We start from the raw sequence: 23,372 nt of genomic DNA, 5'->3' as shown, positions 1-23,372 counted from the left end.
CTGCCTCACGCCCCGATGACCTGCTGGAACTTGGTCTCGTACTCCTTCTCGCGCTGCTCGTCGAGGGCCATGAAGACCTTCGACTTCGCCAGCATCGCGTCGTCCGGGAAGATGAGCGGATTCTTGGCCAGGTCGGGGTCGATCTTCTCCATCTCGGCCTGCGCGCCCTGCACCGGGCAGATGTAGTTGACGTACGCGGCCAGCTTCGCCGCCACCGCCGGGTCGTAGTAGTGGTTCATCAGCGCCTCGGCGTTGGCCTTGTGGGTGGCCTTGTTGGGCACCAGCATGTTGTCCGACCAGAGCATCACGCCGGACTCGGGCACCACGAACTTGATCTTCTCGTCCTCGAAGCCGAGCTGGATCACGTCGCCGGACCAGCCGATGCAGGCAGCGATGTCGCCCTTGGCCAGGTCGGGGGCGTAGTCGTTGCCGGTGAAGCGCCGGATCTGCTTGCTGTCCACGGCCTTCTTCAGCTTGGTCAACGCGTCGTCGAACTGGGCCGGGGTGAAGTTGGCCGGGTCGTGGCCGCCGGCCTGGAGCAGCAGGCCCATGGTGTCGCGCATCTCCGACAGCACGGTCACCTTGCCCTTGAGGTCGGGGCGGGTGAGCAGCTCGTCGACGGTGCGGATCTCCTTGGTGACCTTGGCGTTGTAGGCCAGGCCGGCCAGCCCGGACTGCCACGGGATCGCCAGCTGGGTGTCCTTGTCGAACGACCGGCCGCGCAGCGACGGCAGCAGGTTCGCCTCGACGTTGGGGATCTTGGCCTTGTCCAGCTTCTGGATCCAGCCGAGCCGGATCATCCGGGCGGCCATCCAGTCGGTGAGCACCATGATGTCCCGGCCGGTGCTCTGGCAGCCGGCCAACTGGTTCTGCACCTTGCCGAAGAACTCGTTGTTGTCGTTGACGTCCTCGGTGTAGGTCACCTGGATGCCGGAGGCGGCCACGAACGCGTCCAGGGTGGGCCGCTTCGACTCGTCCTTCTCGTCGGTGTCCATGTACTGCGGCCAGTTCGAGAAGGCGAGCTTCTTCTCGGTGGCGGAAACGTCGTCGCTCTGGCAACCGGCTTCGGTCTGCTGGGCGCCCTTGGTGCCGCAGCCCGCGAGGGTGCCCGCGGTGGCGAGCAGGGCGGCCGAGCCGAGGGTCCCGGTGAGCAGACCACGCCGGGTGAGGGTCCGGAGGGGACTACGCATGTGACGACTCCTTGGGGGGCATCGTCGGCGGCGGGACGGGGGTTGGCTCGCCGGCGGAGGGGTCAGTGGCGATGGAGGCCTGATCCTGACATGAGAACCCCTCCCTTACAAGGGATTCCGTTGCCGGAATAGCCATGCACCACGAAATACGCCAGACTGCGCCGGGGCACTACGCTCAGCACGGAGATTCGGACATGGGGAGCGGCGATGGCCAACCGGCACCTGGAGAACGGCAACGGCAACCGTCGCGTGACGGTGCGTGACGGCGCCAGCCACGCTCTGCTCGACGACGTGGCAAAGCAGATCATCGAACAGCTCCAGGAGGACGGGCGACGCCCGTACGCGAGCATCGGCAAGGCGGTCGGCCTCTCCGAGGCGGCGGTACGCCAGCGCGTGCAGCGGCTGCTCGACGCCGGCGTCATGCAGATCGTCGCGGTGACCGATCCGCTCCAGCTCGGCTTCCCGCGCCAGGCCATGATCGGACTGCGCACCGACGGCGACCTGGAGACGGTCGCCGACCGGCTGGCCGAGTTCGAGGAGATCGACTACGTGGTGATCACCGCCGGCTCGTTCGACCTGCTGGCCGAGGTGGTCTGCCGCAACGACGCGCACCTGCTGGAGATCCTGCAGAAGCTGCGCGGGGTGGCCGGGGTGGTCTCCACCGAGGCGTTCGTCTACCTCAAGTTGCGCAAGCAGACCTACAGCTGGGGCACCGCCTGAGCCGGTGAAGTCAGGCCGCGCGGTCCCTGCTGTCGCGCGGCGGCGCCCCGGGGAAGGCCCCCCAGCTGTCCGGTCCCCACCGGCCGGAGTCCCCCGCAGTGAGCCTTTCGAGCTGATATCACCGACGACTCAGAGCGGGGAGCGCGAGGCGCGGAGAAGGGCGCCGCGCGGCGGCACGTGGCGCCGGAGCGGCGATCGCGTCGTCCGGCACCACGTCGGCGGAGACCTCGCTGAGCCGGCCCAGCAGCCCGGCGGGCCCGCTTCCTCGCCGGGCCGACGCACCTGCTCACCGCGGCGCACGTGGGTGGCCGGCCGGCCGTGCATGAGTGCGTGCCTGCGTGCGTGCGTGCGTCGGGGGCGATATCACCAACGACTCAGCTCGAAAGGCGCTCGACCCGCTACCGAGCCACCCGGGACAGCCGCGAAATCCGTCGCCTACGCGTACACAGATCGCTGAATCCGTTGCTTCCATCCGTCGACAGTTGCGTTATCAGCAATGACTGTGGGATAACCGTGGGCAGAGCGGCCGGTGTCACCCCTTACCGGCCCGAGACCCGATGGGGCTGACATGGCCAACGCCACCGACCACCTCTGGATGCACTTCACCCGGATGGCCAGCTACTCCGCCGGCGAGGTCCCGACCATCGTGCGCGGCGAGGGCGCCTACGTCTGGGACGCGCAGGGCCGCCGCTACCTGGACGGGCTCGCCGGGCTCTTCGTCGTCAACGCCGGCCACGGCCGGACCGAGCTGGCCGAGGCCGCCGCCAAGCAGGCCGGCGAGCTGGCCTACTTCCCGCTCTGGTCGTACGCCCACCCGACCGCGGTCGAGCTGGCCGAGAAGATCGCCACGCTGACCCCGGGTGACCTGAACCGGGTCTTCTTCACCACCGGCGGCTCGGAGGCCGTCGAGGCGGCCTGGAAGCTGGCCCGGGCCTACTTCAAGCGCACCGGCAAGCCGAACAAGCACAAGGTGGTCAGCCGTTACATCGCCTATCACGGCACCTCGATGGGCGCGCTGTCGATCACCGGTCTCCCCGGCATCAAGAGCGACTTCGAGCCGCTGGTACCCGGCGGCATCAAGGTGCCGAACACCAACTTCTACCGGGCGCCGGAGCACGGCGACGACGCCGAGGCGTTCGGCCGCTGGGCCGCCGAGGAGATCGGCCGGGCGATCGAGCGGGAGGGGCCGGACACGGTCGCCGCGGTCTTCCTGGAGCCGGTGCAGAATTCCGGCGGCTGCTTCCCGCCGCCGCCCGGCTACTTCGAGCGGGTGCGCGAGATCTGCGACACGTACGACGTGCTGCTGGTCAGCGACGAGGTGATCTGCTCCTGGGGCCGGCTCGGCGAGTACTTCGGCGCCACCCGGTACGGCTACCAGCCGGACATCATCACCACGGCCAAGGGCATCACCTCCGGCTACGCCCCGCTCGGCGCGATGATCGCCAGCGACCGGCTGATGGAGCCGTTCCTCACCGAGACCGGCATGTTCGCCCACGGCGTGACGTTCGGCGGCCACCCGGTCTCCTGCGCGGTGGCCCTGGCCAACCTGGAGGTGTTCGCCCGGGAGGACCTGGTCGGGCACGTCCGGGCCAACGAGGACGCGTTCCGGTCCACCCTGGAGAAGCTGCACGACCTGCCGATCGTGGGTGACGTGCGGGGGGACGGCTACTTCTACGGCATCGAACTGGTCAAGGACAGGACGACCCGGGAGACGTTCGACGAGGCCGAGTCCGAGCGGCTGCTGCGCGGTTTCCTCTCCACCGCGCTGTTCGACGCCGGGCTCTACTGCCGGGCCGACGACCGGGGCGACCCGGTGGTGCAGCTCGCCCCGCCGCTGATCGCCGAGCAGCAGCAGTTCGACGAGATCGAGCAGATCCTGCGCGCGGTGCTGACCGAGGCGTGGTCGCGGCTGTAGACCGTGGGCTACCAGGACCTGTCGTACTGGCTGTCCAGCCTGGACGAGCCGCTGACGCCGCGAGCCGGGTTGCCCGGCGACACGGACGCCGACGTGGCGATCGTGGGCGCCGGGTACACCGGGCTGTGGACGGCCTTCTACCTGGCCGAGGCCGACCCGACGCTACGGATCGTGGTGCTGGAGCGGGAGATCGCCGGGTACGGCGCCTCCGGCCGCAACGGCGGCTGGTGCTCGGCGCTCTTCCCCACCTCACTGCCGGCGCTGGCCCGCCGGCACGGGCGGGACCGGGCGCTCGCCATGCAGCGGGCCATGCACGACACGGTCCGCGAGGTGGGCCGGGTGGTGGCCGCCGAGGGCGTCGACTGCGACTGGCGGGCCGGCGGCACGGTGGTGCTGGCCCGCACCGGGCCGCAACTCGACCGGGCCCGGGCCGCGGTGGCCGAGGCCCACGCGTACGGGCTGACCGACGACGACCTGGTGCTGCTCGACGCCGCCGAGGCCGCCGCCCGTTGCGCCGCCGACGGGGTACGCGGCGGCACGTACACCCCGCACTGCGCGGCCCTGCACCCGGCGAAGCTGGTCCGGGGGCTGGCCCGGGCGGTGGAGCGCCGGGGCGTACGGCTGCACGAGCGCACCCCGGTGACCGCGCTGCGGCCCGGGGCGGCGGTGACCCCGGCGGGCGTGGTGCGGGCGCCGGTGGTGGTCCGCGCGACCGAGGGCTTCACCCCGGCGCTGCCCGGGCACCGGCGGTCGGTCGCGCCGGTCTACTCGCTGATGGTGGCCACGCCGCCGCTGCCGGAGGAGACGTGGGCCCGGATCGGCCTGGCCGAACGGGAGACGTTCTCCGACCACCGGCACGTCATCGTCTACGGCCAGCGCACCGCCGACGGGCGGCTCGCCTTCGGCGGCCGGGGCGCCCCCTACCACTACGGCTCCCGGGTGCGGCCCGACTTCGACCGGGAGCCCCGGGTGTTCGCGGCGTTGCGCCGGGCGCTCGGTGAACTGTTCCCGGTGCTCGGGCCGGACGTGCCGGTGACGCACGCCTGGGGCGGTCCGCTCGGGGTGGCCCGGGACTGGGCCGCCTCGGTGGGGCTGGACCGCCGCACCGGGCTGGCCTGGGCCGGGGGCTACGTCGGCGACGGCGTCGGCACCAGCAACCTGGCCGGCCGTACGCTGGCCGACCTGATCACGGGCCGGGAGAGCGGCCTGACCGCGCTGCCCTGGGTCGGGCACCGCTCCCCGCGCTGGGAGCCCGAGCCGCTGCGCTGGCTCGCGATGAACGCCGGCCTGAGAGTCATGTCGTCCGCCGACGAGACCGAACTCCGCACCCACCGCCCCGCCCGCCGGGCCGCCCTCTTCAGCCGCTTCCTCGGCCACTGACCCCGCCCTCGCGGGCGGCCGGCGCCCAGGGGGCGCGGGTCAGTGGTTGGGCGGGATGACCCGGAGGTGGCCCCGGCGGCCCTGCTGGTGCGGGGGCTGGGGGGAGGGCTGGTCGTCGGACGGAGGGCGGGGCGGGGCCGGGCGGGCGGCCTCACGGACCGCCTCGGCCAGCGCCACCAGGTCGTCCGTGGTGGGTGGCGGCGGCTCGAACTCACCCTCGTGCCGGACCACGTCCCAGCCGCGCGGGGCGGTCAGGTTGCGGGCGTGCGGCTCACAGAGGTCGTACGTGTGCGGTTCGGCGAACGCCGCGAGCGGGCCCACCACCGCCGTCGACTCGTTGTAGACATAGGTCAATGTGGCGACCGCTTGCCGGGGGCAGCCGTTACGGGAGCAGCGCCGTGGTGACCTCACGGCGGCAGGGTATCCCCATTACCGGGTCCGGCGCACCGCTTCGCGTTACGACACGCCCGTCATGGTGATCACAATTCGTCCGGTCGGCGCACCGGCACGCCGGTCGACCGCACCACGGCGGTCCGGCCCGGTGGCCGGGCTACCCTGTGCCTCATGACCAGCCCGCAGAACCGCCGCCCCGGCTCCGGCCGGCGTACCCACCGCGACCGGCACGGTCGGGGGCTGCGCGGGCGTCTGGTGCCGGCCACCGTGCCGTTGGCCCGGACCAAGGCCGAGGTCTTCGACGACCTGGTGCTCGACACGGTGGAGACGCTCGAACGCCGGTTCGCCAAGGAGCTGGCCGGGGTCGAGTTCGCGGTCGAGGACGTCCCGCCGGATCTGAACGTCTACGACTCCGACGTGCTCGAGGACGGCGAGGTACCGCTCGCCCGGCTGCTGCCGGGCCGGCCCGGCCGCCAGGAGGTGCCGCCCCGGATCGTGCTCTACCGGCGGCCGCTGGAGTTCCGCGCGATGGACCGGGAGGACCTCGCCGACCTCGTGCACGACGTGATCATCGAGCAGGTGGCGAACCTGCTCGGCGTCGACCCCGACGAACTGGCCTGACCGGCCGGACGCCGACCGCGCGGACCCGGGCGGCCCCCACCGCCCGGTCCGTACGCTCCTCAGGCGGCGACCCGCCGCTTGAGCTTGCGCCGCTCCCGTTCGGAGAGGCCGCCCCAGATCCCGAACCGCTCGTCGTGGCCGAGCGCGTACTCCAGACATTCCGTCTTCACTTCACACCGCGAGCAGATGCGCTTCGCCTCGCGGGTCGAGCCGCCCTTCTCGGGAAAGAACGCCTCCGGGTCGGTCTGCGAGCAGAGCGCCCGCTCCTGCCACTCCGGCGCGTTCCCGAGCAGGTCGGCCACCTCGAGCTGGCCGTCCATCGATTGCCTCCTTGTCGCGCACCGGCGTCATTCGCCGCTGCAACCCCCCACGCGAAAGGCGTGCCTGTCCGTACGGACCTGTTTTGTTGCGTTCCGTGCGAACAACCCCATTCAAATTACACGCGTGTAATGCGTGCGCCGTCAAGCCAAACTTGATAATGGAGTCGCCCTCCCGACACGACCGGGACGACCGCTGCGGCCGCCCGTAGCCTCGCAACCTGCCCTATCGATTCAGACCCCGGACGAGTAACGCCCTCCCCGGCGAGTTGCCCCAAGTTTTCTGCCGTGGCGCGCCCTCGGGTGGGCCGGCCGGACGCCCCCGCCGGCCGCCGTTCCAAGATCAGAATTGGTGGGCCAAAGGGTAACGCGCCCGTCGCGGTACCGCCCGTCGAGCCGGTCAACGCCGACCGCGCCCCGTCCATCATGTGGACGGGGCGCGGGGGGCCGGCGCGGCGGTCGGTCAGTCCAACCGGGGCGGTGAACTGCTCGGCCAGGCGAATTCGGTGATCGCTCCACCGGTGACGGAGATCGCGCCGGCGGGCGTGACATCGTCCCACCAGACGGTATAAGGGCCGGCCTCCAGGTCTGGGTAGACGGCACTGTGGAAGACGCCGTCGCGCACGTGCCGCTCCCGGACGGCGGAGTGGGTACGGGGTCCGTCCCGGTCCGCGCGGCTGATCTCGATCTCCCGCCCGTGCAGCTCCCGGCCGGTGTGGATGATCAGCGCGCCGGAGTCGCCGCCGAGGTCGAGCACGACCGTGCCGCTGAACGACGGTCCCATGTCGTGGTGCTGGTGCGGCATGCCCGCGCTCCCGTCAGGACTTCTTCGCCGGCGGGTTGTTGAACCCGTCGTACGGCGTGCCGAGGAACGGGAAGTCGCCGAGGAACGGCGCGGTCACGTCGCCCGCGTCCAGCCCCGGGCTGACCGCCGCCGCGGCGGCGTCCGGCTTGAACGTCTTGTCCACCAGCGGGACGGTGAGCCCGGCGATCGCCCGCAGCGCGATGGTCACCACGTCGTCGCCCACCCGGCGGCCGTTCGGGAAGCCGGCCAGGTCGCCGCCGAGCACGCCGAACCGGTCCGGCTTGCGGCTGGGCCGGATCGCCGTGTTCAGGCGCAGCATGTCGGCCTGCACGTCGCCGGTGGTGTTGGCGAAGCCGTCGATCAGCCCGGCCGGTACGCCGGTGAGCAGGATCGCCACCAGGTCGGCGCGCGGCTTCTTGGCCTTGTTCAGCGCGTCCAGGTTGGGGAAGACGCCCGGGTAGAGCGTCGGCAGCAGGGCGGCCAGCTCGGGGCGCTCGACGAAGCCGGCGAACCGCTTGTCCTCCGACGGCGGCAGCGTGTTCCACAGGTCCTTCTTGGACATCGGCACGATGACCTCGTTGAACAACGGGTTGCCGAGTCGTGACACCTGGGTGAAGGGGCCGGCGGCCGTGTCCGCGGCCACCCGCTCGCCCAGCACCCGGACCTGCTGGCGCGACGCGCTGGTCCAGACGCCGATGGTGGACGCACGGTCGGCGTAGCCGTACCGGCTGGCCCGGCGGCGCACCTTGCTCAACGGCACCTGCACCGCGATGCTGTGCACGTTCAGCCGGTCCAGCGCGTTGACCGGCTCGCCCTCGGTCTTGAACAGCTTCTTCCCGGCCACGTGCAGCTGCTGGAACGGCCGCAGCGTGCCCAGGTCGAACACCGCGCCCAGGTCCACGAAGAACCCGTCGGCCCGCTGGCCGGCGAAGACCTTCTCCCCGGTGGACAGCTTGAACGTCGCCTGCTTCACCAGGTTCTGATAATTCGGCGTGGACAGCGGGCCCACGTTGCACGGCGGGCAGGGCAGCTTGTGCGCCAGCACGTGCTCACGCCCGTCCGCGATCCGGGTCAGCCGGTAGAACTGGCGCCGGTTCCAGTTCTTGCTCTCCAGCGACTCGATCGGCCCGGTGTTGTAGAGAAAACTGTTCTGGTTCGTGATCTCGGTGGTGAATTCGAAACGATAGGTGACGTCCGGATAACCGTCGCCGTCGTTGTCGACGTGAATCTCGTACCGGACGTCGTCGCCGAACTCGAAGAAGTTGGGGCCGCCGGAGGGGAGCTGCACCGGCACGTAGTTGGCGATCAACGTGACCGTGTCCGGCTGGCTCGGACTGACGAACGCGTAGAGATCGGAGCTGTCGGCGACCGGATCCTTGGCGATCTCCGGGGCCTCACGGTGAGAGGACATGGCGGACCACACCTTCGTCGGGTGAACGGAAGTCGGGACCGGCGGCGGGAGCCCGCGCCGGGAGGGGCGGGATCAGCGGCGGCCGGCGGCGCGCACCAGGCGGTCGGCCAGACCCCGGTCGCGCACCTGGACCCGGGTCGTACCGACGAAGACGTCCATCGCGCCGGTGGCGGCGTCGCGGAGATGGACCACGATCGGCTCGTCGCGCCGGCTCGGGGTCGGGGCGTTCTGCGCGGCGGACAGGCCCGGCACGGTGAGCGCGGCCGCGCCCAGGGTGGCGCTCGCGGCGGCGGTCAACGTCTGCCGCCGGGTCAGCCGCGGCCAGGGCCGCCGCTTGGGGGCGTCGGTGGTCTCGTCAGTGCTCATCGGCAACCTTTCCGGGCCGGCGCCGCGGCGCCGCGGGGGCCGGGCACCCGGACGCCGCCGGGTCCCCGGGCTGGGGGTCACCGGCGGCGGTCCTCGCCGCAACCGCCGCCGGCATCGACAGGTACGGCCGGCGGCGGGGAAAGGTTCGACGTCAGGCGCCGGTGTGACCGTACGCGGTCGTCCGCTTGCGGAACGGTCGCCCGGCGGCCGAGGCGATCGCCCGCAACTGCTCCTCGGTACGCGCCGAACCGTTGCCCGACCCGGCCATCCGGGAGATGGTCTCCTCCATCAGCGTGCCGCCGAGGTCGTTGCAGCCGCCCCGCAGCATCTCCACCGTGCCCGCGTCGCCGAGCTTCACCCAGGAGCACTGGATGTTGCCGATCCGGCCGTGCAGCAGCAGCCGGGCCATCGCGTGCACCGCCCGGTTCTCCCGCCAGGTCGGCCCCGGGCGGGCGATGCCGGCCAGGTAGATCGGCGCGTTGGTGTGCACGAACGGCAGCGCCACGAACTCGGTGAACCCGCCGGTGCGGTCCTGGATGCCGGCCAGCACCCGGAAGTGGGCCAGCCACTGGCCCGGGTGGTCGACGTGGCCGTACATCATCGTGGAGCTGGACCGGATGCCCAGCTCGTGGGCCGTGCTCACCACGTCGACCCAGGCGGCGGCCGGCAGCTTGCCCTTGGTGAGCACCCAGCGCACGTCGTCGTCGAGGATCTCGGCGGCGGTGCCCGGGATGGTGTCCAGCCCGGCCTCGCGCAGCATGCCGAGCCACTCCCGCACCGGCACCCCGGCCTTCGCCGCGGCGGTGACGATCTCCATCGGGGAGAACGCGTGCACGTGCATGCCCGGCACCCGCGCCTTGATCGCCCGGACGATGTCGGCGTAGCCGGTGACCGGCATCTTCGGGTCGATCCCGCCCTGGAGGCACACCTCGGTGGCGCCGGCCGCCCACGCCTCCTCGGCCCGGTCGGCCACCTGCTCCAGCGGCAGCCGGAACGCGTCGGCGTCGCTCTCCCGCTGGGCGAAGGCGCAGAACCGGCAGCCCACGTAGCAGACGTTGGTGAAGTTGATGTTCCGGTTGACCACGTAGGTCACGTCGTCGCCGACCGCGTCCCGGCGCACGTCGTCGGCGATCCGGCACAACGCGTCCAGCGCCGCGCCGTCCGTGCCGAACAACGCCAGCGCCATGGCCTCGTGCGCCGGCTCCAGCAGCGCGGCCGGGTCGTCCGCGGCCAGCCGCAGGCCCGCGCGCAGATCGGCGTCCACGCCGCCGGATCCGGGTACGCCGGCCGGGCGCGTGACCTTGCTCGCCACCTCGGACCAGTCGCCGTAGACGCTGTCGAAGTCGCCCCGCCGGTCCTCGGTGCGGCCGGTGACGTCGATCGTGACGTGCAGGTCGGTCCGGCCGCCGAAGACCTCCTCCGGCTCCTGCCAGGGCCGTCCCACCGGGCGGGCCGCCTCGACCGCGAGCCCGGTCTCCGGGTCGACGAGCGCGGTGACGTGCGGCAGCAGGCGCGGGTCCAGCCACGGCGCGCCGGCCCGCACGTACTCCGGGTAGACGGTCAGCCGCTCGCGCAGCGTGAAACCCGCGCCCGCGGTGCGCCGGGCCAGCTCGTCCAACTGCGGCCAGGGACGCTCCGGGTTGACGTGGTCGGGCGTGACCGGCGAGACGCCGCCCCAGTCGTCGATGCCGGCGCGCAGCAGCAGGTCGTACTCGCCGGCGATGAGGTTCGGCGGGGCCTGGATCCGGGCCCGCGGGCCGAGCAGCACCCGGGCCACCGCCACGGTCGCGGCCAGGTCGTGCAGTTCGGCGTCCGGCATGCCGCGCATCGCGGTGTCCGGCTTGGCGCGGAAGTTCTGCACGATCACCTCCTGGAGGTGGCCGTACTCCCGCATCGCGCGGCGGATGGCGAACAACGCGTCCACCCGCTCGGCCCGGTTCTCGCCGATGCCGATCAGGATGCCGGTGGTGAACGGCACGCCGACCCGGCCGGCGTCGTCGAGCACCCGCAACCGCACCGCGGGCTCCTTGTCCGGCGAGCCGAAGTGCGGGCCGCCCGGCTCCGACCAGAGCCGGGTCGCGGTGGTCTCCAGCATCATGCCCATGCTGGGCGCGACCGGCTTGAGCCGCTGCAACTCCGACCAGGAGAGCACGCCCGGGTTGAGGTGCGGCAGCAGGCCGGTCTCCTCCAGCACCGCCACCGCGCAGGCGCGCAGATAGTCGAGTGTCGAGTCGTAGCCCCGCTCGTCCAGCCACCGCCGGGCCGCCGGCCAGCGCTCCTCCGGGCGGTCGCCGAGCGTGAACAGCGCCTCCTTGCAGCCCTGTGCGGCGCCCTCGCGGGCGATCGCCAGCACCTCGTCGCGTTCCAGGTAGGCGGCGGGCAGTCGGTGCGGCACGGTGGCGAACGTGCAGTAGTGGCAGCGGTCCCGGCAGAGCCGGGTCAGCGGGACGAAGACCTTCTTGGAGAAGGTCACCACCCCCGGTCGGCCGGCCTCGCGCAGGCCGGCGTCGCGGATGTCCCCGGCGACGCGGAGCAGTTCGTCCAGCGCCGGGCCGCGCGCGGTCAGCAGCGCCGCCGCCTCGTCCGCGTCCAACGCCCGGCCGGTGGCGGCGCGACCGAGCGCCCGCCGGACGCTCGCCTCGGTCGGGACGGGCTCACTGCGATCAACCATCGGCCCAGCCTATGCGGTGCCGCTCGCGGTTCACTCGAGTGTAAGGAGGGGCCCCCGCTCAACGCCTCCGGTAGAGGCGGGGGCCCCTCTTGACGCCGGGCCGCCGGCGGGCGGCGCGTTCCGCCGCCGCCCGCGGCACGGTCACCGGGGCTGGTTCGGGTCCTCGCGGTCGAAACGCTGGGTGCGCTCGTCCCCGGCCGGGGAGGCGGGCTGGCCCGGCTCGGCGGGCTGACGCGGGATCGCCTGCGTCGGGTCCGCCGACGGCGGCTGGCCGAAGGGCGGGGCCGGCTGCGGGGCGCCGTACTGCGGCCCACCGAACGGCGGGCTCGACTGCGGGGCGGCCGGCGGCTGGCCGAACGGCGGGCTCGACTGCGGGGCGTGCGGCGGGGCGGTGTTGAACGGCGGCGCCGACTGCGGCGGGCCGTACGGGCCGGCCTGCGGCCCACCGGGCTGCGGCGGGCCGCCCGCCTGCGGGTAGCCGGCCGGGGGCTGACCCGGCTGCGGCGGCACACCGGCCGGCGGGTAGCCGCCCGGCGCCGGGTAGCCGCCCGGCTGGCCGGGCTGCTGCGGCCAGCCCGGCTGGGCCTGGCCGTAGACACCGGGCTGCGGCTTGGGCTTCGGCACGTAATAGAGCCGGCGCCAGACCGTGAACACCACGTACGCGGCGACCGCGAAGACGGCGAGCCAGGCCACCCGGGTGAGCAGCCCGAGGAACGCGTCCAGCACCTCGCCGTCGGCGAGCCGGCCGACCAGCCAGATCAGGAACGTCAACGCGCCGAAGAAGGCGGCGACGCCGTACTCGACCAACGCCACCAGGGTGATCAGTTTCGCCTTCGGCAGCACCGGGCGGACGTGCGTGGCGAGCAGCACCGCCAGCACCGGCAGGACGGTCGACTCCAGCCCGACGAAGGCGAAGAACGTGCTTCCGGCCCGACCGCTGAACGTGCTGTAGTCGTCGACCGGCACCAGCAGGCGCAGCAGGCCGACGAAGAGCAGCACGGCGTTCGCGCCGAGCAGGACGAGCGCGGCCAGTTCGCGCAGTGGCTTGGTCAGCTGGCTGGCCTGCGCGGCGTCACCGGACGCGGGCTCGGCGGGGCTGGTCACGGACTCCCCCAGGGGACGAAAGCGGACAGTTGCCGACGTGAGCGTAGTCTCTCCGGCCACCCGGCGACCCACGGCGGCACGTGCGGAAGGATGGACGGCATGCGCATCGTGGTTCTGACCGGCGGCATCGGGGGCGCCCGTTTCCTGCTCGGCGTGCGGGCGTACGCCCGGGAGGTGGACGCCGAGGTGACCGCCGTGGTCAACGTCGGCGACGATCTGCTGCTGCACGGGTTGAAGGTCTGCCCCGACCTGGACAGCGTGCTCTACACGCTCGGCGGCGGCGCCGACCGGGAGCGCGGCTGGGGCCGGGCGGGCGAGACCTGGACGATCAAGACGGAGCTGGCCGCGTACGGCGCGGAGCCCAGCTGGTTCGGCCTCGGCGACAAGGACGTCGCCACCCACCTGGTGCGCACCACCATGCTCAACGCCGGCTACCCGCTGTCGCAGGTCACCGAGGCGCTGGCGACCCGCTGGCAGCCCGGCGTACGCCTGCTGCCGGCGACCGACGACCGCCTGGAGACCCACGTGGTCATCGATGACGAGCAGGGCCGGCGGGCGGTCCACTTCCAGGAGTGGTGGGTGCGCTACCGGGCGGACGTACCCACGCACCGGTTCGTGTTCGTCGGCGCGGAGACGGCGAAGCCCGCCCCCGGCGTGGTGGAGGCGCTCGCCGCCGCGGACGTGGTGTTGATCGCGCCGAGCAACCCGGTGGTCAGCATCGCGCCGGTGCTGGCCGTGCCCGGCCTGCGGGCGGCGGTGGTCGACGGGCCGGCCCCGGTGGTCGGGGTCTCCCCGGTCATCGGCGGCGCGCCGGTGCGCGGCATGGCCGACCGCTGCCTGGCCGTGCTCGGCGTCGAGTGCAGCGCGGCCGGGGTGGGCGGTCTCTACGGCGCCCGCTCCGACGGGGGCCTGCTGGATGGTTGGCTGGTCGCCCCGGAGGACGAGGGCACCACGGTGCCGGGCGTGACGGTCCGCTCGGCGCCGCTGCGGATGACCGACGAGGCGGCGACCGCCGCGATGGTGCGCGCCGCGCTGGAGTTGATGTGAGGCTGGAGATCCTGCCGGTGCCGGGCATCGGCCACGTGACCGAGGGCGACGACCTGGCCGCCCTGATCGCCGGCGCGGCGCCCTGGCTGCGCGACGGCGACGTGCTGGTGGTCACCAGCAAGATCGTGTCGAAGGCGGAGGGCCGGCTGGTCGACGTGCCGGCCGACGGCCCGGAACGGCTCGCCGCGCGCGACCGGGTGCTGGCCGGGGAGACCGTCCGGGTGGTCGCCGCCCGGGGCGCGACCCGGATCGTGCAGACCCACCACGGGTTCGTGATGGCCTCCGCCGGCATCGACGCCTCCAACGTGGACAAGACCCGGCTGGTGCTCCTGCCGGTGGACCCGGACGCCTCCGCCCGGGCGCTGCGGGCCGCGCTGCGCGACCGGCACGGTCTCGACGTGGCCGTCGTCGTCAGCGACACCATGGGCCGCCCGTGGCGCAACGGGCTCACCGACGTGGCGCTCGGGGTGGCCGGCATGCCGGCGATCCGCGACCACCGGGGCGAGGTCGACCCGTACGGCAACGAGCTCCAGCTCACCCAGATGGCCGTGGTCGACGAGCTGGCGGCCGCCGGCGAGCTGATCAAGGGCAAGTGCGACCAGGTCCCGGTCGCCGTCGTCCGTGGCTACCTCACCGCGACCGGCGACGACGACGAGGGCGCCCGGGCCCTGGTGCGGGACGCCTCGATGGACCTGTTCTCGCTCGGCACGGCCGAGGCGCGCGCGGACGGGCTGCGGGCGGCGGCCACGCTTCCCGACACGACCGGCGCCATCCCGGCCGACCCGGACGCGGTGGCGCGGGCGGTCGCCGCGGTGGCCGAGGTGGTCGTCCCCGGCACCGTCTTCACCCACGTCACCGACGACGAGGTACGCGCCGGGCTCGCCGCCACCGTGCCCGGCTGGCCCGCCTCGGCCACCGGCCTGGTGCTCGGCGCGGCGCCGACCCCGGTCGGCCGGGCCGACCTGGTCCGGTTCGGCGCCGACCTGCAACGCCTGCGCACCGCGCTGGCCGCCGAGGGGATCGGGTCCGCCCTGCTGCCCCCGCCGGCCGGCAGCACGGCGAGCGCCACGTTGGCGCTCTGACCGGCGCCCCCGCGGGCCACGGCCCGGTCAGGACTCCAGGACGGCTCGGCCGAGCGGGGTCAGCGTGTGCAGGACGGTGTTGCGGTCGCGGTGGCTGACCAGCAGCCCGGCGTTGCGCAGCACGGTGGTGTGCTGGCTGGCCGCGGCGGCGGAGATGTGCAGTCGGCGGGCCATCTCGCCGGTGGTGCAGCCCTCGTCGGCGGCCTGGAGCACCGAGGCGCGGGTGCGGCCGAGCAGGGCGGCCAGCGCCTCGCTCTGGCCGGCGCCACCGTCCCGCGCGGCGCCACCGCCAGGCGTGAGGCCGCCGAGCCGGTCGACCGGGTAGACCAGCACCGGGGGCAGGGTCGGGTCGACCAGCGCCACGGGCGTGCGGGAGCAGAAGAACGACGGCACGAGCAGCAGGCCCCGGCCGTCCAGGTGCAGCTCCCGGGTGTCCGGGTAGTCGAGCACCTCGAGCACCCCGCCGCCCCAGCGCATGCTGGGTCGCAGGCTGGCCAGCAGCCCCTCGGCGCCGCCGTCGAGCATGGCCCGGGCGCGCCGGGCCCGGTCCGCCTCGACCGCGGCCTGCACCCGGGTCCAGTACGGGGTGACCGCCAGCGACTGGTAGCGCGCCATGGCCTCGGTGAGGTGGTGCAGCATCTCCGGCTCGCCCCGGGCGAGCGCCGTCGCCGAGGGGGGTAGCGGGTTCTCGCTGGCGAGCAGGGTCAGGTCGCGGCGGAGCATGTCGGCCGGCGTGCCCCGGACGGCTTCCAGCCCGGCCTCGAAGCCGTCCCGGCTGGCGGACGGCGTGAGGAAGTCGGGAAAGTAGCCACGTGGCGGGTTGAGCGCGAGAAGCAGGCGGTAGCGCTCGGCGCCGGTGTCGGACCGCAGCCCGTGCGCCACGGTGCGTCGCCAGGTCGTCATCAGTGGGTCACGACCGCGACCCTGGAGCAGGTGCACACTGAGGACCAGCTCCCAGAGCGGGTCCGCGGCCGGGGCGACCCGGGTCCGCAGAATGTCCTCACTCGAGAAAATGATCTTCAACATGGAGCGCTCCTGGGCGGACGGCGGGGGCGCACGCCACCCCTGGCACTTTACCCGTCGGTACTAATCTCCATCTTTAAGCGTGACGTGAAAAACCTCGACGCGTAACGGGCCGGTTCGGCAGACTCGTCCTTGCCCGCCGACGCCGGGGCGCAGTGTCGACCCGGTCGCCGGCCGACGGGCGTGGCCGGACGGCACCACGAGGGTCTGCGGATCTGCTCCGCAGGGGTGCCGTCCGGCCCTCGCTCATCCGATCCAGAGCGCCACCCGGTGGTCCTCGTCGGTGACGAAGTACCAGCGTCCCGCCACCTCGGCCAGGCCCTCCACGTGGTGGAACGGCGCCAGCTCCGCCACCGGCTCGGCGGCCACCCGGGCGTCGGCACCGGCCGCGTGGCGGAACCGCACGTGCCGGGACGTCACGTCGCCGCCGTGCGGGTGGTCGTCCAGCAGCACCGAACCCTTGCCCAGCGCGTCGATCGACCCGATCACCGCCGCGTAGCCGCCGTCGTCGGTCGGCGTGATCGCGCGGAAGCCGGCCAACGCCCCGGCCGGCTTCACCCCGGTGAGCGCGTACGCGCCGAGCGCCCGCGGCCAGCGCGCCGCGTCGTCGAACATCTCCGCCACCCCGGCCAGCTCGACGTAGATCGGCTCACCGTCGGCGGTCACCGGGAAGCGCAGCCCGAGCAGCACGGTCCCGTCCGGCGTGAACGCCGCCGCCTCGACGTTGAGCGGGAGGTCGTCCTCGGCCAGCCGGGTCACCCAGCTCTTGGCCCGGGCGGTCCCCCGGGCCACCGTCTCCACGATGAACCGCTGCCGGACCCGCTCGCCCGGTGGCAGCGGGACCAGCGGGGCGGCGGCGAGCGCGTCGTTGACCGCCCGGTGCAGCCGGAAACGGTTGCGCACCACGTGCACGGGAAGGGTGCCGGTCGCCGCGTCGTCCTCCCGGAAGCGGGCCACGAAGGCGCGCCGGGGGCGCAGCGGGCCGCCCTTGGAGCCGAAGTGCGAGCCGAAGACGTAGACCCAGCCGTCGTGGTGGGCGAGCGCCTCGCCGTCCTCGGTGCGGCCGTTCTCCCGGCCCGCGTCGGCGGGCACGTGGTGCGCCACCCACTCGCCGTCGTCGCGTTCCAGCAGCAGGGCCAGGCACTGCTCCACCGGCCCCTCGTCCAGCACGGTCCAGAAGCCGCGCCGCGCGCCGTGCGCCCGCAGCAACGCGGGCGAGCGCACCGGCAGCAGATCGCTGGCCTCGTTGCCGGCCACCAGGAACTCGACGAGTCGCAGGGTCACCGGGCCAGGGTACGGAGGCGGCGCTCGTAGAGTGTCCGGGTGCCCGACACCGACCCCACCGACCTCACCGCGTACGCCGAGCTGCACGCCGACGCCGTCGCGGCGTTGCGCCGCTGGACGGCGACCAGCCCGGCCGCCGCCGCCAACCGGGACCGGACCCTGGCGCTGCTGGCCGCCGGGCCGGTCGCGCTGACGCGGACGCACCGGCCGGGGCACGTCACCGCCAGCGCGCTGGTCCTCGACCCGACCGGCGAGCGGGTGCTGCTCTGCCTGCACGGCAAGTTCCACAAGTGGGTGCAGCTCGGTGGACACTGCGAGCCCGGCGACCGGACCCTGGTCGGCGCGGCGCTACGTGAAGCCACCGAGGAGTCCGGGATCACCGGCCTGACCGTCGGCCCGGAGCCGATCGACGTGGACGTCCACGCGGTCGCGTGCCAGGGCGGATCGCTGCACTACGACGTCCGGTTCGCGGTGTTCGCGCCGGCGGGTGCGACCGAACGGGTCAGCGCCGAGTCCGACGCGCTGGGCTGGTTCCCGCCGGACCGGCTGCCCACGCCGCTGGCCGGCGGGACCCGCCAGCTGGTGGCGCCGGCGCTGGCCGCGCTGGCCCGTCGCGCCGCCGGGTGACCCACGCCGGCGGCCGACCGACCCGCCGGATCAGACCAGGCTCTCCTCGCCGCGCTCCTTGAGCTGGTCGACGACCTTCTTCACGTCCTGCGCCCGGTCGCGGGGGCAGACCAGCAGCGCGTCCGGGGTGTCCACCACGATCAGGTCGTGCACCCCGACGGTGGCGACGAAACGGCCGGAGTGCGGCACCACCACGGTCCCGGTGGTGTCGTGCAGCAGCACACCCGGCTTGGCGTCACCGCCGAGCACCACGTTGCCGTCGGCGTCACCGGGCAGCACCTCGCCCAGGGTGTGGAAGTCGCCGACGTCGTTCCACCCGAAGTCACCCGGTACGGTCGCCACCCGGCCGGCGGTCGCCGCGCCCTCCATCACCGCGTAGTCGACCGAGATCTTCGGCAGCGTCGGCCAGACCGTGCCGAGCACGTCGTCCTGCTCCGGGGTGCCCCACGCCGCCGCGATGGCGGTGATCCCGGCGTGCAACGCCGGCTGCTGGCGGGCCAGCTCGGCCAGGAAGACGTCCACCCGCCAGACGAACATGCTGGCGTTCCAGAGGTGCCGCCCGGACCGGACGTAGCCCTCGGCCACCTCGGCGGCCGGCTTCTCCTTGAACTCGCGTACCGGGCGCAGCGGCCCGTCGCCCAGCGGGTCGCCGGTCTCCAGGTAGCCGTAGCCGGTCTCCGGCCGCGTCGGGGTGATGCCCACCGTCATCAGCAACCCCTGCTCGGCCCCGCCGATCGCCTGCCGCACCACCTCGGCCAGGCGGGCCGGGTCGCCGATCAGGTGGTCGGCGGCGAACGAGCCCATCACCGCGTCCGGCGCCCGCTCGGCGATCACCGCCGCGGCCAGCGCGATGGCCGCGCAGGAGTCCCGCGGGGAGGGCTCGACCAGGATGTTCTCCTCCGGCACACCGGCCAGTTGCCGGGCCACCGCCGCGGCGTGCGCGGCCCCGGTGACCACCAGCGTGCGCTCGGGTGTGGTCAGCGGCGACAACCGGTCGACCGTGGCCTGCAACAGTGAGGCGGAGGTGCCGGTCAGCGGGTGGAGGAACTTGGGATGGCCGGCGCGGGACAGCGGCCACAACCTTGTGCCGCTGCCGCCCGCCGGGATGACGGCGTAGAACATCAGCACATCATGCCCGAAGCGGGCGAGCGCCAGGGTCGGTCGTCGACGACCCGCAGCGGACGCTCAGGAACGCGCCCGGCGCCAGGCGGCGATGTGCACCTCCGCGCTGGACTCCCAGGTGAACTCCTTGGCCCGGTCGAACCCGGCCTTGGCCAGGGAGAGCCGTCGCTGCTCGTCGTCGAGCAGGGCGCCCAGGTCGGTGGCGATCTGGTCCGGGTCCTCGCTGGTGTAGGCCACCGCGTCGCCACCCACCTCGGGCAGGGAGAGCCGCGGCGTGGTGAGCACCGGGGCCGCGCACGCCATCGCCTCCAGGATCGGCAGCCCGAAACCCTCGCCGTAGGACGGGTAGGCGGCGACCAGCGCGCCGCCGAGGAAGCCGGGCAGGTCGGCGTAGCGCAGGTAGCCGGGGCGCAGCAGCCGCAGGTGCGACGGCACCTCGGCCACCGCGCGGTCGATGTCGTCGTCGTGCCCCTGGCCGCCGGCCACCACCAGCACGGGCGGGTTGGGTCGGTCGGCCACCGCCCGGGCCCAGCCCCGGATCAGGTTGGGCACGTTCTTGCGCGGCTCCTTGGCGCCGAGGAACGCGATGTAGCTGCTGTCGCCCAGCCCGAGCCGGGCCCGGACCCGGGCCTTCTCCTCGTCGCCCGGCGCGTGGAAGGCGGCCTGGTCGACGCCGTGGTAGGCCACGTCGATCCGGGTCGGGTCGGCGTCCAGCAGGCGGATCAGCTCGTCCCGGGTGGCCTTGCTGGGCACGATCACCCGGTTGGCCCGGCGCAGCGACGTCTTGATCGCGCTGCGGAAGAACGTCCGGCGCGACTTGTCGTAGTGCTCCGGCTCGGTGAAGAAGGTCGCGTCGTGCACGGTGACCGTCACCGGACAGCCGGCCCGCAGCGGGCAGGTGTAGAACGGCGAGTGCAGGACCTCCGCGTTGACCTGCTGGGCCAGCAGCGGCAGCCCGGTCTGCTCCCAGGCGAGCCGGGCCGGGCGGTGCGCCACGGCGGCCGGGGCGGGGATCACCTCGGCGCCGGGCAGCATCCGGGTGTAGCGCTCCAGGTCGGTGCGCAGGCTCACCACGGCCAGGTCGACGCCGGAGCCGCAGACCCGGCCGAGCGCGCCGAGCAGGCCGTCGACGTACCTACCGACGCCGCCTCGGTCGGCGGGGACACTCGTGGCGTCGATGAGTACGCGGGGCGGACGACCGGCGGTCACGGGGCGACTCCTCAGGTGGCGCGGTTGTGGGGAAGAACACTGTCGGCAAGCCTACGCCGGGCCGGGTGCCCGACGCTGACTGCGACCCGACGGTACGCCGACTTGTCGTTGTCATCGAGTACGCGCCGGGGGCGCGTATCGTTCGCGCCGATGGCCGACAACATTGCCCGGGTCTTCGCCGACGCGATCGCTCCCGACCCCGCCCGACCGTTGCTCACCTGGTATGACGACGCCACCGGCGAGCGCACCGAACTCTCCGGCGCGACGCTGGCGAACTGGGTGGCCAAGACGGCCAACCTGCTCGTCGACGAGGCCGGGGCCGCGCCCGGCGACCCGGTCGGCGTGTTGCTGCCGCCGCACTGGCAGACCGCCGCGGTGCTGCTCGGCTGCTGGTCGGCGAAGACGACGGTGGTCGACCGGCCGACCCCGGTGGACGTGCTGTTCACCGCCGTCGACCGGGTCGACGAGGCAGCCCGGTGGCCGGCCGGCGAGCGGTACGCCCTGGCCCTGGACCCGTTCGCGCTGCCGATGCGGCAGGTGCCGCCGGGCTGCGCCGACTTCGTCGGCGCGGTACGCGGACACGGCGACCACTTCACGCCGTACCCCTCCGGGGGCGAGGCGGACGCGGCGCTGCTGGCCCGCGCACAGGCACGCGCCGCGGAGCTGGGCCTGCGCGCCGGTGACCGCCTCCTGGTCGACGTGACCCGTCACCCCGACCCGGTCGACTGGCTGCTGGCCCCCCTGACCGCCGGCGCCTCCGTCGTCGCCTGCGCCCACCCCGACCCCACCCGCCAAGCCCACCGCGCGACAACGGAACGAACCACCCACACCCTCCCCCTCCCCTGACCCCCGCGATCTTGCACTTGCGGCCCCAGGTTCGGGGCATTCACCCCTTTCGTCGGGGCGGAAAATGCAAGATCAGCGGGGCGGGGGCGGGGGCGGGGTCAGGCTGGGGTGGGGTGGTCGGAGCCGGCGCGGCGTTGGGCCAGGGTGGCGAAGGCGGTCAGGGACTCGGGGTTGGCCAGGGCGCCCTTGGCCGCGGCCGAGTCGACCGGGGTGCCGGTCAGGATCTTCTTGACCGGGACCTCCAGCTTCTTCGCGCTCAACGTTCTCGGCACGGCCCGGACCTGGTGGATCTCGTCCGGCACGTGCCGGGGTGACAGCGCGGTCCGCAGCTCCCGGCAGATCGTCTTCCGCATCGCGTCGTCGAGTTCCAGGCCGTCGGCGAGCACCACGAACAGCAGCAGCTCACCGGCGCCGCCCTCGTCGTCCTCCAGGTGCACCACCACCGAGTCGACCACCTCGTCGAGCCCCTCCACCACGGAGTAGAACTCGGCCGTGCCCAGGCGGACCCCGCCCCGGTTGAGGGTGGCGTCGGAGCGGCCGGTGATCACGCAGCCGCCGCGCTCGTTCACCGTGATCCAGTCGCCGTGCCGCCAGACGCCGGGATAGACCTCGAAGTACGCCTCCCGGTAGCGGGCGCCGTCCGGATCGTTCCAGAACCCGACCGGCATGCTCGGCATCGGCTCGGTGATCACCAGCTCGCCGAGCTGGCCGATCACCGCAGAGCCGTCGGCCGCGCGGGCCTCCACCTTCGCGCCGAGCGCCCGGCAGGCGATCTCCCCCGCGTGCACCGGCAGCAGCGGCACGCCGCCCACGAAACCGGTGCAGACGTCGGTGCCGCCGGAGAGCGACTGGAGCTGGAGGCGGTCGCCCACGTTCTCGTACACCCAGGTGAAGCCCTCGGCCGGCAGCGGCGCGCCGGTCGAGCCGAGGCCGCGCAGCGCGGACAGATCGGCGATCTCCCGGGGCACCAGCCCCGCCTTGCGGCAGGCCAGCAGGAACGGGGCCGAGGTGCCGAAGTAGGTGGTGCCGGTCTCCGCCGCCATCCGCCACAGCGCGCCCAGGTCGGGGTGGCCCGGGTTGCCGTCGAAGAGCACGATCGCCGCGCCCACCGCCGGCCCGGAGACCAGGAAGTTCCACATCATCCAGCCGGTGGTGGTGAACCAGAGGAACCGGTCGGACGGGCCCAGGTCGTGGTGCAGCGCCAGCATCTTCAGGTGTTCGAGCAGGATGCCGCCGTGGCCGTGCACGATCGGCTTGGGCAGGCCGGTGGTGCCGGAGGAGTAGAGCACGTAGAGCGGGTGGTCGAAGGCGACCGGGGTGAAGGTCAGCGGCTCGTCGGTCTCCGCCGCCAGCTCCGCCCAGGCCAGGGCGCCCGCCGGGATCTCGCCGGCCGGATCGAGGTACGGGACGGCGACGGTGTGCCGCAGCGACGGCAGCGCGGCCCGGATCGCGGCCACCTCGGCGCGCCGGTCGACCGGCTTGTCGCCGTAGCGGTAGCCGTCCACCGCGACCAGCACCGTGGGCTCGATCTGCTGCCACCGGTCGGTGACGCTGCGGGTGCCGAACTCGGGCGCGCAGGAGGAGAAGATCGCCCCCAGGCTGGCGGTGGCGAGCAGCAGGACGTACGTCTCCGGGATGTTCGGCGCGTACGCGGCCACCCGGTCGCCCGGGCCGACGCCGAGCCGGCGCAGGCCGGCCGCCACCCGACGGACCCGCTCGCGCAGCGCGGCCGCGGTGAGCGTCTCCGGGGCGCGGGTCTGCCCGTGCGCGATCACCGCCGGGTCGTCGTCGCCGAGGCCCGGCATGCGCAGCACGTTCTCGGCGTAGTTGAGCGTGGCGCCGGGGAACCAGCGGGCGCCGGGCATGGCCCGCCCGGCGAGCGTGGCGGTCGGCGGGGTGTGCGCGACCACCTGGAAGTAGTCCCAGATCGAGCCCCAGAACCCGTCCAGGTCGGTCACCGACCACTGCCACAGCGCGTCGTAGTCGGCGAACTCCAGCCCACGGTGCTCGGCCAGCCAGCGCAGGTAGTCACCGATCCGGGACCGTTCGCGTACGTCGGCCGGCGGCGTCCACAGCACGTCAGACACGTTCCACCCTCCCTGAGGCCCGTCACGACACTGTGCATGGGCCGTGGCGCCATCTTGCCCTACCTCGTGCCGCCATTCTCCGCACCGGGTGGCGGTTCCGGGGCGTGCCCACCCCACACCCCGAACCCCCCACCCATGTGGGCCGCGTGCAA

Annotated in this window: 21 protein-coding genes; 8 read left to right on the top strand and 13 right to left on the bottom strand. The window is 73.5% G+C overall.

What is annotated here, in order from left to right:
• Positions 1 to 5: 5 nt before the first annotated feature.
• Positions 6 to 1,190, bottom strand: coding sequence for a polyamine ABC transporter substrate-binding protein (locus tag ACN27B_RS14645; protein ID WP_099162498.1), 1,185 nt, complete (start codon positions 1,188 to 1,190; stop codon positions 6 to 8).
• Positions 1,191 to 1,397: 207 nt separating this feature from the next.
• Here ACN27B_RS14645 and ACN27B_RS14640 point away from each other — a divergent pair, with 207 nt between their 5' ends.
• The 3 genes from ACN27B_RS14640 to ACN27B_RS14630 all read left to right on the top strand — a co-directional run bounded on the left by ACN27B_RS14640 (position 1,398) and on the right by ACN27B_RS14630 (position 5,205).
• Positions 1,398 to 1,910, top strand: a complete 513-nt coding sequence (locus ACN27B_RS14640; RefSeq protein ID WP_091581749.1) for an Lrp/AsnC family transcriptional regulator — start codon at positions 1,398 to 1,400, stop codon at positions 1,908 to 1,910.
• Positions 1,911 to 2,478: 568 nt separating this feature from the next.
• On the top strand, positions 2,479 to 3,825 hold the full coding sequence (locus ACN27B_RS14635; protein ID WP_422745449.1) for an aspartate aminotransferase family protein: 1,347 nt from the start codon (positions 2,479 to 2,481) through the stop codon (positions 3,823 to 3,825).
• A 3-nt stretch (positions 3,826 to 3,828) separates the two neighbouring features.
• Entirely contained in the window at positions 3,829 to 5,205 is a 1,377-nt protein-coding gene (locus ACN27B_RS14630; protein ID WP_422745447.1) for an NAD(P)/FAD-dependent oxidoreductase, read from the top strand.
• Positions 5,206 to 5,244: 39 nt separating this feature from the next.
• On the opposite strand, the gene ACN27B_RS14625 is transcribed toward ACN27B_RS14630, so the two are convergent.
• A complete protein-coding gene (locus tag ACN27B_RS14625) occupies positions 5,245 to 5,616 on the bottom strand; it encodes a DUF3499 domain-containing protein (RefSeq protein ID WP_091581759.1) in 372 nt (123 codons plus the stop codon).
• A gap of 153 nt (positions 5,617 to 5,769) precedes the next feature.
• Here ACN27B_RS14625 and ACN27B_RS14620 point away from each other — a divergent pair, with 153 nt between their 5' ends.
• A complete protein-coding gene (locus ACN27B_RS14620) occupies positions 5,770 to 6,219 on the top strand; it encodes a metallopeptidase family protein (RefSeq protein WP_018787548.1) in 450 nt (149 codons plus the stop codon).
• 59 nt (positions 6,220 to 6,278) lie between these two features.
• Here the strand turns inward: ACN27B_RS14620 and ACN27B_RS14615 are convergent, their stop codons facing one another.
• From ACN27B_RS14615 to ACN27B_RS14590, 6 genes are all read right to left on the bottom strand, one after another.
• Positions 6,279 to 6,539: a WhiB family transcriptional regulator gene (locus ACN27B_RS14615; RefSeq protein WP_013284161.1), complete on the bottom strand. Its 261-nt coding sequence runs from the start codon at positions 6,537 to 6,539 to the stop codon at positions 6,279 to 6,281.
• A 460-nt stretch (positions 6,540 to 6,999) separates the two neighbouring features.
• Positions 7,000 to 7,341, bottom strand: coding sequence for a phospholipase (locus ACN27B_RS14610; RefSeq protein ID WP_099162501.1), 342 nt, complete (start codon positions 7,339 to 7,341; stop codon positions 7,000 to 7,002).
• Between the two features lie 13 nt (positions 7,342 to 7,354).
• Positions 7,355 to 8,752: a DUF4331 domain-containing protein gene (locus ACN27B_RS14605; RefSeq protein WP_422745443.1), complete on the bottom strand. Its 1,398-nt coding sequence runs from the start codon at positions 8,750 to 8,752 to the stop codon at positions 7,355 to 7,357.
• Between the two features lie 72 nt (positions 8,753 to 8,824).
• Positions 8,825 to 9,118 carry a hypothetical protein gene (locus ACN27B_RS14600; protein ID WP_422745441.1) on the bottom strand — a complete coding sequence of 98 codons (294 nt, stop codon included), beginning with the start codon at positions 9,116 to 9,118 and terminating at the stop codon, positions 8,825 to 8,827.
• A gap of 151 nt (positions 9,119 to 9,269) precedes the next feature.
• Positions 9,270 to 11,789, bottom strand: a complete 2,520-nt coding sequence (locus tag ACN27B_RS14595) for a bifunctional FO biosynthesis protein CofGH (protein ID WP_422745439.1) — start codon at positions 11,787 to 11,789, stop codon at positions 9,270 to 9,272.
• A gap of 141 nt (positions 11,790 to 11,930) precedes the next feature.
• On the bottom strand, positions 11,931 to 12,893 hold the full coding sequence (locus ACN27B_RS14590) for a hypothetical protein (RefSeq protein ID WP_422745437.1): 963 nt from the start codon (positions 12,891 to 12,893) through the stop codon (positions 11,931 to 11,933).
• 99 nt (positions 12,894 to 12,992) lie between these two features.
• Between ACN27B_RS14590 and cofD the strand changes: the two genes are divergently transcribed.
• Positions 12,993 to 13,940, top strand: a complete 948-nt coding sequence (gene cofD / locus ACN27B_RS14585) for a 2-phospho-L-lactate transferase (RefSeq protein WP_422745435.1) — start codon at positions 12,993 to 12,995, stop codon at positions 13,938 to 13,940.
• Positions 13,937 to 15,022 carry a coenzyme F420-0:L-glutamate ligase gene (locus ACN27B_RS14580; protein ID WP_099162504.1) on the top strand — a complete coding sequence of 362 codons (1,086 nt, stop codon included), beginning with the start codon at positions 13,937 to 13,939 and terminating at the stop codon, positions 15,020 to 15,022. Before cofD ends, ACN27B_RS14580 begins: the two co-directional genes overlap by 4 nt.
• 27 nt (positions 15,023 to 15,049) lie before the next feature.
• Here the strand turns inward: ACN27B_RS14580 and ACN27B_RS14575 are convergent, their stop codons facing one another.
• Both ACN27B_RS14575 and ACN27B_RS14570 read right to left on the bottom strand, forming a co-directional pair.
• The gene (locus ACN27B_RS14575; protein WP_422745433.1) at positions 15,050 to 16,048 is read right to left on the bottom strand and encodes an ArsR/SmtB family transcription factor; all 999 of its coding nucleotides are present in this window, start codon (positions 16,046 to 16,048) and stop codon (positions 15,050 to 15,052) included.
• A 243-nt stretch (positions 16,049 to 16,291) separates the two neighbouring features.
• Positions 16,292 to 17,329 (bottom strand): hypothetical protein, encoded by a 1,038-nt coding sequence (locus ACN27B_RS14570; RefSeq protein ID WP_422745431.1) that lies wholly within the window; start codon positions 17,327 to 17,329, stop codon positions 16,292 to 16,294.
• A gap of 39 nt (positions 17,330 to 17,368) precedes the next feature.
• On the opposite strand from ACN27B_RS14570, the gene ACN27B_RS14565 reads away from it, so the two are divergent.
• Positions 17,369 to 17,956 (top strand): NUDIX hydrolase, encoded by a 588-nt coding sequence (locus tag ACN27B_RS14565; RefSeq protein ID WP_357621813.1) that lies wholly within the window; start codon positions 17,369 to 17,371, stop codon positions 17,954 to 17,956.
• Between the two features lie 30 nt (positions 17,957 to 17,986).
• Here ACN27B_RS14565 and ACN27B_RS14560 read toward each other — a convergent pair whose 3' ends face one another.
• On the bottom strand, positions 17,987 to 19,078 hold the full coding sequence (locus tag ACN27B_RS14560; RefSeq protein ID WP_098746051.1) for a mannose-1-phosphate guanylyltransferase: 1,092 nt from the start codon (positions 19,076 to 19,078) through the stop codon (positions 17,987 to 17,989).
• A gap of 63 nt (positions 19,079 to 19,141) precedes the next feature.
• Positions 19,142 to 20,287 (bottom strand): glycosyltransferase family 4 protein, encoded by a 1,146-nt coding sequence (locus tag ACN27B_RS14555; protein WP_099162508.1) that lies wholly within the window; start codon positions 20,285 to 20,287, stop codon positions 19,142 to 19,144.
• Between the two features lie 150 nt (positions 20,288 to 20,437).
• Here ACN27B_RS14555 and ACN27B_RS14550 point away from each other — a divergent pair, with 150 nt between their 5' ends.
• Positions 20,438 to 21,133: a TIGR03089 family protein gene (locus ACN27B_RS14550; protein WP_099162509.1), complete on the top strand. Its 696-nt coding sequence runs from the start codon at positions 20,438 to 20,440 to the stop codon at positions 21,131 to 21,133.
• Positions 21,134 to 21,231: 98 nt separating this feature from the next.
• Here the strand turns inward: ACN27B_RS14550 and ACN27B_RS14545 are convergent, their stop codons facing one another.
• Complete coding sequence (locus ACN27B_RS14545; RefSeq protein WP_422745428.1) at positions 21,232 to 23,220, bottom strand: acetoacetate--CoA ligase; 1,989 nt, start codon at positions 23,218 to 23,220, stop codon at positions 21,232 to 21,234.
• Positions 23,221 to 23,372: the final 152 nt, after the last annotated feature.

It is taken from the genome of Micromonospora sp. WMMD754 (assembly GCF_049315235.1).
Lineage (GTDB): Bacteria > Actinomycetota > Actinomycetes > Mycobacteriales > Micromonosporaceae > Micromonospora > Micromonospora sediminicola.
Note: the sequence above shows the minus strand (reverse complement) of the source record. Positions and strands in the feature narration are given on the sequence as shown.

What these genes read in the sequence shown, in the direction of transcription:
- ACN27B_RS14645 (WP_099162498.1), bottom strand. Translation starts at nt 1,190, where the DNA reads ATGCGTAGTCCCCTCCGGACCCTCACCCGGCGTGGTCTGCTCACCGGG.
- ACN27B_RS14560 (WP_098746051.1), bottom strand. Translation starts at nt 19,078, where the DNA reads ATGTTCTACGCCGTCATCCCGGCGGGCGGCAGCGGCACAAGGTTGTGG.
- ACN27B_RS14620 (WP_018787548.1), top strand. Translation starts at nt 5,770, where the DNA reads ATGACCAGCCCGCAGAACCGCCGCCCCGGCTCCGGCCGGCGTACCCAC.
- ACN27B_RS14595 (WP_422745439.1), bottom strand. Translation starts at nt 11,789, where the DNA reads ATGGTTGATCGCAGTGAGCCCGTCCCGACCGAGGCGAGCGTCCGGCGG.
- cofD (WP_422745435.1), top strand. Translation starts at nt 12,993, where the DNA reads ATGCGCATCGTGGTTCTGACCGGCGGCATCGGGGGCGCCCGTTTCCTG.
- ACN27B_RS14610 (WP_099162501.1), bottom strand. Translation starts at nt 7,341, where the DNA reads ATGCCGCACCAGCACCACGACATGGGACCGTCGTTCAGCGGCACGGTC.
- ACN27B_RS14550 (WP_099162509.1), top strand. Translation starts at nt 20,438, where the DNA reads ATGGCCGACAACATTGCCCGGGTCTTCGCCGACGCGATCGCTCCCGAC.
- ACN27B_RS14615 (WP_013284161.1), bottom strand. Translation starts at nt 6,539, where the DNA reads ATGGACGGCCAGCTCGAGGTGGCCGACCTGCTCGGGAACGCGCCGGAG.
- ACN27B_RS14635 (WP_422745449.1), top strand. Translation starts at nt 2,479, where the DNA reads ATGGCCAACGCCACCGACCACCTCTGGATGCACTTCACCCGGATGGCC.
- ACN27B_RS14605 (WP_422745443.1), bottom strand. Translation starts at nt 8,752, where the DNA reads ATGTCCTCTCACCGTGAGGCCCCGGAGATCGCCAAGGATCCGGTCGCC.
- ACN27B_RS14640 (WP_091581749.1), top strand. Translation starts at nt 1,398, where the DNA reads ATGGCCAACCGGCACCTGGAGAACGGCAACGGCAACCGTCGCGTGACG.
- ACN27B_RS14600 (WP_422745441.1), bottom strand. Translation starts at nt 9,118, where the DNA reads ATGAGCACTGACGAGACCACCGACGCCCCCAAGCGGCGGCCCTGGCCG.
- ACN27B_RS14575 (WP_422745433.1), bottom strand. Translation starts at nt 16,048, where the DNA reads ATGTTGAAGATCATTTTCTCGAGTGAGGACATTCTGCGGACCCGGGTC.